This window comes from Planctomycetia bacterium, assembly GCA_034440135.1.
Lineage (GTDB): Bacteria > Planctomycetota > Planctomycetia > Pirellulales > JALHLM01 > JALHLM01.
Window position 1 is genome coordinate 1 of the sequence record JAWXBP010000370.1, and the last position, 8356, is coordinate 8356.

The window sequence follows — 8356 nt, forward strand, 5'->3', positions numbered from 1 at the left end:
GCGGCGGTGGCAGGCATGGCAGTCCGGATCGGGTGATCGGGACGAGATACTGTATGTCCATCCAGCTACCGACGCAATCACGACTGCAGGTTGCGAAGGCAGGCTTCGTGACCGGAGACCTGCCGTTCAGAGAAGTACTTTCCGTTGTTGATGGCCGCTGGCGGAGTCCGGCCGGCCAACTCGGCAAGAGTTGAGCGCCAACGCGATGCCCGCTACCGACACGCCTGGCGCGCTGCATTGCCGGACCACACCGCGCTTATACTCCGCCGTGTAGGTCCGTCGTCCGGTCTTGTTGACCCGAAACCCGATCGTCGGACCAACTCTCGGCGCGGCCTTCTTGGTGTCCATTATCTTCATGGTGGACACCATCTTCGCCCCAACTCAGTACCGGCTCAAGACGGTATCCGGATGACGCTTACGGTCATGCGCAATGCGGTGACGGATCTCGAGAGATCGCTCCGTCACCGCGACGATCAGGTCATCAGGGCGCAGGAGGAACTCAAAGAACTCCTGTCCCGCCTCGCCTTGTCGGACCGGGAGAAGTCGGAAATCGTTGCCAGGCTCGACGCGGCGCGCCACGACATTGCTGCCGCCGAGCAACGTGCGGCCCTCGCTGAGCAAAGGGCCAGTTTGGTCGAACAATTGGCGGCAACGGCGCCGACGCGCGCAGTCAAGAAAGTCCGCGTTCGCGAAGCGCGGGCTGGCGCGACGCCGTCTGCTTAGCAGCTGGCGTCCGGACCTATGCTCGAACAAATGCCGGCCTGCATCCTCACGCTGTCACGATTAGTGGAAGGCTGGACGCTGCTCCCCCCTCGACATCGCGGATCAAACGTCAAGTCTTTGTCCAAGCGCGCGAATTCATTCGCACGAACTGGACGCAGGCGCGATCCACAAAGTAGAATCGTTTTAATGAAGTTCCATTTGGCCCCCAACATATCGCTGCGCACCCCAGCCGCGCGGCCGCCGCTCGCCCGAATACGCTGACATGCATCAGCTTCGACGAAAGGCCCGCTTCGCGCGGGCCTTTTCGTTTTCGTACATCGGGCGCGTAGCTCAGCCAGGTAGAGCAGGGTCCCTTATAAGGCCTTAGTCGCCGGTTCGATTCCGGCCGTGCCCACCAATCCAAGAAAATGGGAATGAGTGAAATCGAGCGCGAGCGCAATCGCATGCAAAAACTGGTGGAGAGTTACCCTGCTCTCTTTCGTAATAAACCGCCGGCCATCGTGTCCTGGGTCCCACCCGGCTGGTCTGTAATCGTCGACGACCTTTGCAGTGCCATCGAATTGGCGCTCGGCGAAGACGTCCACGCGCTTACTGTCGACCAGGTAAAGGAGAAATTCGCGTCCTTGCGGTTCTACTACACGCTGTCCCTGCCCGGCCCGCCAGAAAAGTCCAGTTCTTGCTGTCTACTTTTTGGGGAAGCTTACGGAAGGGCACGGCGCAGCGACCAGCATCCGCAGCCACATGATAAGGATCAACAGGCCAGTCAGGCTGAGCACCTCCACGATCACTGGAGTGAGAACTGGCCAGTACGTGACCGTTGCGTGCTCAATCCCGTCTCGACGCTCTCCATAACGATAAGCGTCGTTGAAGTATCCGTCCCACAGTCCTGAGGGTGCAGGGAGCCACCGGTAACGGTCAGCTCCAGGGTTGGGGCAGAAGTCCTCAATGCAATTCGCTTGGCGCGCTAGGCCGAAAACTTCGGCCTTTGCATAAACGGTGCCCTCGCCGTGGAACTTCAAAAGGAAGTGCACCTGGGAGACGATAGGAACGACGACGAAGAACAGCACCACTACAGTGCTCATCATAGGGCGCGGTCCCCCCAGCCACCGTTCCGACCAAAATGGAAAGGGTGGAATACGTTCCGACCAGTGGCTACACGAGAAGTCGCGTGCGTAGATAAACATAAACGCGAACACGATGGGACCGAGGACCGCGAGGAGGTGCATGCCCCAAAAAGCGGCCAACTGTGCATGTATGCTCTCTAGAGCCAGCGCCGAGATGCCTCCTTTTCCTTGCTGGCTTACCCAATGATGCGCGATGTCCATAACAAGAAGGGCCAGCGCGAGAAAGCTCCACCCTCGCCAAAACCAAGCGGGGCGCCTTCGACGTTCAACGCGAAGGCCGGGGACGAACTGCGCTAGTGCCGGCGTGGATAGCATCAAGGCGGCTTTTGGGAACGTGAGCCTTGGAGGGGGCTCTGCTTCTGGATCGCTGAGTCCGCCCTGTACCATGCCAATCAGCGCTTGCTCGTGGTCGTCGTAGACGCCCCCGCCGCTGAACCCTGGCCCTATTCCGCGTCCCTCATCGTCGACGCTGTCGACTTGTACGAGATCGCCCCGTGCCGAGCCGACAAATCGAGCGCGTGTGCGCTTGCCCGCTGGATGCGTTGGGTACCTGCCATAGGTGGAAAGCGAATCGCCATCAGTCCGGCGACCGATGACGTCCGCGAACAACGCGTAACCGATCGACGGCGGAATGTCGTCCTCGTTTTTCGCGAGCTCAAGCACCGCCACATCGCTCGCAACCGTTGGATCCAACGGAAACCACCGTAGCTCAACGACATTGGCGAGTCGCCGTACCGACGTTTCCAGCAACGGAAACTCGAGCAATACTGGCTTCCGCGGCACCGGTCGGGATCGGTCCCCCGAACCCAATGCCTGATTTATGACATGAGCGCAGGTCAGCAGACTACGCGGTCCCAGCACGATCGCCATTCCGACATGTTGGTGATCCCCGCCGTGCAGCACCCGCGCGATGGCCGCATCCCTGCCGCGTAACGGAGGGCGATCGTGTTCGCGTGTTCTAGCCGTCATGGTCTAACCGCCAAAATCTGGTGCCTACTCCGGTGCCCGGACTAATCCAGCCCCGACGTCTTCACGTGCGAGTGTTGGCAGAGCCGTAGCACCCTTGAGCATAGCTTCGAGAACCAACTGCGGATGGAATTTTTTCGGAGCCGCGGCGACATGTTGCTCGGCATAGAGCGCGGCCACGCCAGCTACGTGCGGTGCCGCCATGCTTGTTCCACTTGACGACTTCAGTCCCCCTTTTAGACGAGCGGAAACGACGTCAATGCCTGGCGCACAGAGCGTCGGCAGGCGATTGGAAAAGCGTGCCACCTCCAAGCTGGGCGGTTCCACGGACACACGACCGATCGCACCCACTGAAACAACGCCGAAAGCGTTAGCAGGTGGGGCGACGGACACGGCGTACACAGGGCGATTGCTTTCGTTGCCAGCCGCCGCAATGATGAGCATGCCTCGGTAGATGCCGTTCAGGTCAGCGAGCTGTTCGCACAGTCGGTCGAATAAGCGGACGCACGAGCCATAATCGGTCAGCGCCTGCGACGTCGCTTCGGCGTGCGGCAAACTTTCGCGCAGTCTGGTGAGGTGCTTGTGAAAGTCGATTCCCAGCGACATCGAGACTATGTGAGCGCCTTCGGCGAACGCCCAAGACAAGCCATCGGCGATGTCTGCGAAACCGCCCCCGTTCGCACTCAATACCTTGCCGATCAGCACGTCGGTTACTCCGCGTGCGACGCCAATCCGATAACCGTCGACGTCGCGACCGAAGATGGTGGCGGCGCAATGCGTGCCATGTCCGTTTGTATCCTCCACGGTGTCTCTGGTGAAGTTGCGTACGTTCCTATCAATATCGAGCGTCAGCCCCGCAAACGCCGGATGTTTCCGGTCGATTCCCGTGTCAAGCACCGCGATCCTGACGCCGCGCCCGGTGTGCGGGCCGTCCCGTTCCGCGCCAATCGCTTCCAGTCCCCATGTCGGAGTCGGCATGTCGCCACCTCCGCCCCGGGGGGGCTCGCCACCAGCACCGCCATGCGTCGTGGCCGCAATCCCGGCAGGGATTGAATCGATAAGCCGCACTGGCAGGTCCTTTGCCCAGTCCTGGACCGATGGATCGCGTGGCAAGTCTTGCATGTCGGCGGCCGAGACCTCAGCAGTCTCGACGTCCAACCCCGACGGAGTTGCCGCCGGACGTCCACCCCAAGGCGCGAGGCCATCCTCAAGTTGTGGGCGCTTCAAGATCACTACTCGAGTCAATGCCATTGGCATCTCCAATCTGTCAGCGTGCAGTCGATCTCAACCAAGTGGGAACGTACGCCTGCTGCGCAAAGATGGGCCAGCTATGCAAATCCTCACAATGACAAGAAGGCTACGCCCCGGGAATGACGTGGAATCCGATCCGACCCCAATCAGCGCGTCGCAATTCTAGAAAACATTGCAACTCTTCCACAATTTATGTAACTTGTATAGCACAGCATTCAGGTAAGCTGGATGTGAAATGCAGCGATCGTTTTCGAACCGGGCGTCTCATTTCCAATGCGATGCTCAAAAAAACAAAAGTAAGATTGTCGCTTTAAGGGGTGGTGACAATTGATTGTAGCGCGAACCTCTTTTTTACTCACAGAGGAGCAATCGTGGCAGACGTCAAAGTCAACAAGCAACAATGGGACGCACTTTCCGCCGGTGAGCAAACGAAAATCACAGCGGGCCTAGTGACGACAGGCGCACTCAAGGCAGGCGATCAAATTGTAGGGAGCGCAGATGCTGAGGCATTCGACGCACAGACCAAGTTTGAACCCATGTGGAATCCATTAGGGGACATTTGTAAGGCTCTCTGCGACACCGCGGCAGCCGCAGGCGCAACTTGGTGCATCGCAAATACCGCTGGCCTCGGTCTACCTGTTTGCCTGGCAGCAGCTGAGGCGGCACGTAACATCTGTAGAGGTCGATGCTAGCCTGCGCAAAGTCGCGAAGATACCAGCGAGCATAACGCTGGTATCGCTAACTCGGTTTCAGGCGCGAGCCCGGCGGTCATTTCAGAGGAAGCCTAGTAATCGGAAAGAGATTTCTGCTAGATCTATCGACGTGCACGAAAACCGATGCATCTGTGCGCATTTAACTCAATTGGGAGCTGAAAACTTGCCTCTTGACATTGCGTTTCCATTACCTACGCCCCCGCGTCACCTTGACAATTCCATGCTGATCGCACTCGATTTAGAGATCGACGTGCTGCTTCGTGTGCCGGAAGCCCGTGAAAAATTTGGTGTAGACGGTTCGGGCCTAGCTGTTGCGGTGCTTGACACGGGCCTGCGTATTTCACATGAATGTTTTATCGGTAGAGTCTTGGAAGGACGCAATTTCACAGCGGACAATAATGGCGATCCAAACAATGTCAGCGACCACAACGGGCACGGAACGAACGTTGCGGGCATAGTCGCAGCGGGGACGTCAGATGAGCGACGCGGTATTGCGCCAGGAGCGAATATTGTGCCTCTCAAAGTATTGCCGGCAAGCAATATCCAACCAATCGTCGACGCACTTAATTGGGTGGTGACGAACTCAAAGCGCTTGGGCATTTCGGTAGTAAATTTGTCTGTAGGGGCGCCCGGAATCAACTTAACTGATGATGCACAAGTTGCGCTTGAAATTGTGGAACTTAATGATGTACTAGACAAACTTGTAGTCATGAATGTTCCCGTAGTTGTGGCAGCCGGGAATAGCTACTTCCAGTTTCAGACTGAGGGAATGAGTATTCCCGCAATTTTTCGGCAAGTCATCGCGGTCGGCGCGGTTTACGACGCGTCCTTTGGTTCGCGAAGCTACCAAAGCGGTGCTATTGCGCATTCTACTCACGCAGATCAAATTGCTCCGTTCTCACAACGATTGGCGCGGGAAACCAGCCCGGAGTGCTACACCGACGTTTTCTCTGCTGGTGGCGCAGCAACTTCCGCTGGTTCGCAAAGCGATACAGCAACCTCCGTTCAAGACGGTACGAGCCAAGCGGCGCCGACAATAACTGGGATCGTCCTCTTGCTCCAGCAGTACTTTCTTCGACGCACTGGTCGCCTACCTTCCATCACGATCCTTCAAGAAATCCTGAGGTCCGGGTCCGTATGGGTAACTGACGGGGACGACGAAGACGACAATGTAAAACACTCGAATCGTAAATTTCCTAGAGTTAACGCTTTGGAAGCAATTGTCGCCCTTCATAAGGCCATTCAACTTGGCAGATTTTGACGTCGAAAGTTACGCATCCGGAAATCTGGGGATCAGGTGAGGCAGATGTTGCGTGAAGGCCGAAACCCGGAATCGGGTAAGTGCCATATGTACTCTCATGGAGGTAATCATGGCAGGCTTCGAGGATGTGGATGGCACGCGCATTAACGCCGCGCTCATTGTCGCTGTTGTTGGGTTGTTAGTGCCCGCGGCGATTGTTATCGTTTGCGCAGTAGTCGGTTGGCCTGCCAACGATATTGCTACGATAGTTGGACTCTTCACAAGTGTTGCGGGCACTTTGGTGGGGGCAATTTTGGGGGCGCAGATCGGAGCTGCAGGAAAGGCCAATGCTGAGGAGGGAAAGAAGATTGCCGAACAGGGGAAGGAGCGAGCGCAACAACTTGCTCAGCGCGCTTTGGCGGCACTTCCACCTGACACTGCAAATGCAGTTTTGCACGCCTCTCAGGTCTAGGTATTTAGTGGGCATGAGCGTTGGCATCGCCGCGCCCTAAAAGCATTAGACCATGCAGGCGGCGTTAGGCGCGCGTCCGAAAAGTCGGATAGCTGATTCTAAGAGTACCCGCGACGCGGCTATCGACGCTGGGCAGGACGCTTGTGCAGTACGAGCTATCCTACTATCCTCGCGCTTGCCGCACTTCCCAGCTAGGAACACATCGCCCTTTAAGTGGACGGCTAGGTTAGATGACTTGATCCGGGCGGGTATCGCTATTGAGGTTGTTGACGATTCCGGAGGGGGAACCATGAAGCGACTGTATTGGGCCCTGTGCGCTTGCCTCGCGTTCACACTGACCGGTTGCGAAAACGCGGTGACGAAAGCTGTCAACGTTGCTTTTCCGCCAATCAACATCGATCACCAGCGACAGCAAGCGATCTCTAGCACGGCAAAGGCTTTGGCCTACATGCAAGGTCCCAATGTGGCCCTGGGCGTCGCCTTTGACGACGCGAACGCCACCCTTTTCACGAATGCGTTGCGCAGGGAGGGCATTACAGCGCTCTTCGTTACTGGCGATCAGCAGTTGCTAATCATCAAAGCAAAGTTCAAGCGTTCATTCAGCGCCAATGACGCCGGCGACGATGTAACGCTCAGAAGCGCCTTGGGTGCGCTCACCCCCACCATTGCCGGATCGGTGGAGATGTATACGGGGATCAGCGGCGCCATGACGGCCGCGAAGGACTCACCGAAGCTCGAGCTGCGCATTCTGCCAGGCGTGTCACGCATCGCCGTCGACAAGATCGAGCTTGCCGGCGCCGACGCGACGAAGATTGCGGACCCGATCGTCAAGTTGCTTAATCGCTATCGCGACAACATTACTGGCGCACTCACGCGCGCACCGTTCGCCCGCTACAGCGTGCCATCAGTGGCGCCTGAGGCCATTGACTTGGCGAAGATGTTGCAGCCGAAGAACCAGGATCCCAACGTCAAAGTCACGGTCACCGGCAAGCCCGTGGACGTGGACGCCCAATGGGACGGGGTGGCTTGGCTCATTACCAGTGACCAGCTGACTGGTATCTTGCAGATCTCAAGCAAAGTAGGCCCTAAACCACAAAATCTGTTGGCCGTTGAGGCAACCTACGGGGGTATTCGTGGGCAGATCGAAGGTGTCGTAGAAGACTCCTTCGGCCTCACCAGCATCCCCTCCAAAACGTGGATCGCGGTGCGGCGGGATCTTCTCGCGCATACGGTTAACGACGCGTTGTCCAAGGCGCAGTTGTGCGCCAGCTTCGACGGGAGCGCAAAGTTCCAAGCAGATAAAAAAATCCCGATGCCGGGGCCGGAGGGCGTCAGTTGTTCGATCGACATGACGTGCAACGGAAGTCAGTCATGCTCTTTCAACGCTGGCCACGATACGCGCAGCTGCCACCGTTGTCTGATTCATAAGCCCAAGGCGTGCGCTTTCGGGGGATGCTGGGGCGGCGGGTGTATCCAGGCCGGCAATGATCCCCTTTGCGAACTGGCTAAGGCCGCTCAGAACACCGCGTACGTAGCAGAAGCAAACGCGAAGAAGGCTGCCTGAGACGCAAAAAACACGGCCGAAATTGCTGCATGCCAGATCGAGAAGAATGGTCGAAAGGCCATGTGCGATGCTGGGAAGAAGGTGCTGGAGGGATTACGGCAAACGGGAAACCTCGCTAATTTTTCAGTCGCTGCCAACTTGAAAAGTGACGGCGCGCAGGTCTGTCTGCGTGAATTTCGTCTTGGCAGCAGCCTGGAGTCGCTGAGAAGAATAGGAATTTCAACGCCACATTCTGAAGCATCCAGTCCATTTTCGTTGAATTTTGCGCCGAGAGTTCCTGATTGCCCCTGCAAGACCCGCTCC

At 57.5% G+C, this 8356-nt stretch carries 8 protein-coding genes and 1 tRNA gene; 5 read left to right on the forward strand and 4 right to left on the reverse strand.

Features of this window, described 5'->3' with window-relative positions:
* Nucleotides 1-126 precede the first annotated feature (126 nt).
* Nucleotides 127-357 (reverse strand): transposase, encoded by a 231-nt coding sequence (locus SGJ19_22000; protein ID MDZ4782932.1) that lies wholly within the window; start codon nucleotides 355-357, stop codon nucleotides 127-129.
* 66 nt (nucleotides 358-423) lie between these two features.
* On the opposite strand from SGJ19_22000, the gene SGJ19_22005 reads away from it, so the two are divergent.
* Nucleotides 424-723: a hypothetical protein gene (locus SGJ19_22005; protein MDZ4782933.1), complete on the forward strand. Its 300-nt coding sequence runs from the start codon at nucleotides 424-426 to the stop codon at nucleotides 721-723.
* 319 nt (nucleotides 724-1042) lie between these two features.
* Nucleotides 1043-1120 (forward strand) — tRNA-Ile (locus SGJ19_22010).
* A gap of 286 nt (nucleotides 1121-1406) precedes the next feature.
* Here SGJ19_22010 and SGJ19_22015 read toward each other — a convergent pair.
* Nucleotides 1407-2717, reverse strand: coding sequence for a hypothetical protein (locus tag SGJ19_22015; protein MDZ4782934.1), 1311 nt, complete (start codon nucleotides 2715-2717; stop codon nucleotides 1407-1409).
* A gap of 123 nt (nucleotides 2718-2840) precedes the next feature.
* Nucleotides 2841-3791 carry a S8 family serine peptidase gene (locus SGJ19_22020; GenBank protein ID MDZ4782935.1) on the reverse strand — a complete coding sequence of 317 codons (951 nt, stop codon included), beginning with the start codon at nucleotides 3789-3791 and terminating at the stop codon, nucleotides 2841-2843.
* Nucleotides 3792-4997: 1206 nt separating this feature from the next.
* Here SGJ19_22020 and SGJ19_22025 point away from each other — a divergent pair.
* The 3 genes from SGJ19_22025 to SGJ19_22035 all read left to right on the forward strand — a co-directional run bounded on the left by SGJ19_22025 (nucleotide 4998) and on the right by SGJ19_22035 (nucleotide 8053).
* Nucleotides 4998-6038, forward strand: coding sequence for a S8 family serine peptidase (locus tag SGJ19_22025; protein MDZ4782936.1), 1041 nt, complete (start codon nucleotides 4998-5000; stop codon nucleotides 6036-6038).
* Between the two features lie 109 nt (nucleotides 6039-6147).
* Nucleotides 6148-6489, forward strand: a complete 342-nt coding sequence (locus tag SGJ19_22030) for a hypothetical protein (protein MDZ4782937.1) — start codon at nucleotides 6148-6150, stop codon at nucleotides 6487-6489.
* A gap of 289 nt (nucleotides 6490-6778) precedes the next feature.
* On the forward strand, nucleotides 6779-8053 hold the full coding sequence (locus SGJ19_22035; protein ID MDZ4782938.1) for a hypothetical protein: 1275 nt from the start codon (nucleotides 6779-6781) through the stop codon (nucleotides 8051-8053).
* Here the strand turns inward: SGJ19_22035 and SGJ19_22040 are convergent.
* A partial coding sequence (locus SGJ19_22040) for a hypothetical protein (protein ID MDZ4782939.1) occupies nucleotides 8005-8356 on the reverse strand: 352 nt, incomplete at its 5' end. The genes SGJ19_22035 and SGJ19_22040 overlap by 49 nt on opposite strands.

Excerpts from the sequence above, each read along its gene's own strand:
- SGJ19_22005 (MDZ4782933.1), top strand. The coding sequence starts at position 424 with ATGCGCAATGCGGTGACGGATCTCGAGAGATCGCTCCGTCACCGCGAC.
- SGJ19_22025 (MDZ4782936.1), top strand. The coding sequence starts at position 4,998 with ATGCTGATCGCACTCGATTTAGAGATCGACGTGCTGCTTCGTGTGCCG.
- SGJ19_22030 (MDZ4782937.1), top strand. The coding sequence starts at position 6,148 with ATGGCAGGCTTCGAGGATGTGGATGGCACGCGCATTAACGCCGCGCTC.
- SGJ19_22020 (MDZ4782935.1), bottom strand. The coding sequence starts at position 3,791 with ATGCCGACTCCGACATGGGGACTGGAAGCGATTGGCGCGGAACGGGAC.
- SGJ19_22035 (MDZ4782938.1), top strand. The coding sequence starts at position 6,779 with ATGAAGCGACTGTATTGGGCCCTGTGCGCTTGCCTCGCGTTCACACTG.
- SGJ19_22000 (MDZ4782932.1), bottom strand. The coding sequence starts at position 357 with ATGAAGATAATGGACACCAAGAAGGCCGCGCCGAGAGTTGGTCCGACG.
- SGJ19_22015 (MDZ4782934.1), bottom strand. The coding sequence starts at position 2,717 with ATGGCGATCGTGCTGGGACCGCGTAGTCTGCTGACCTGCGCTCATGTC.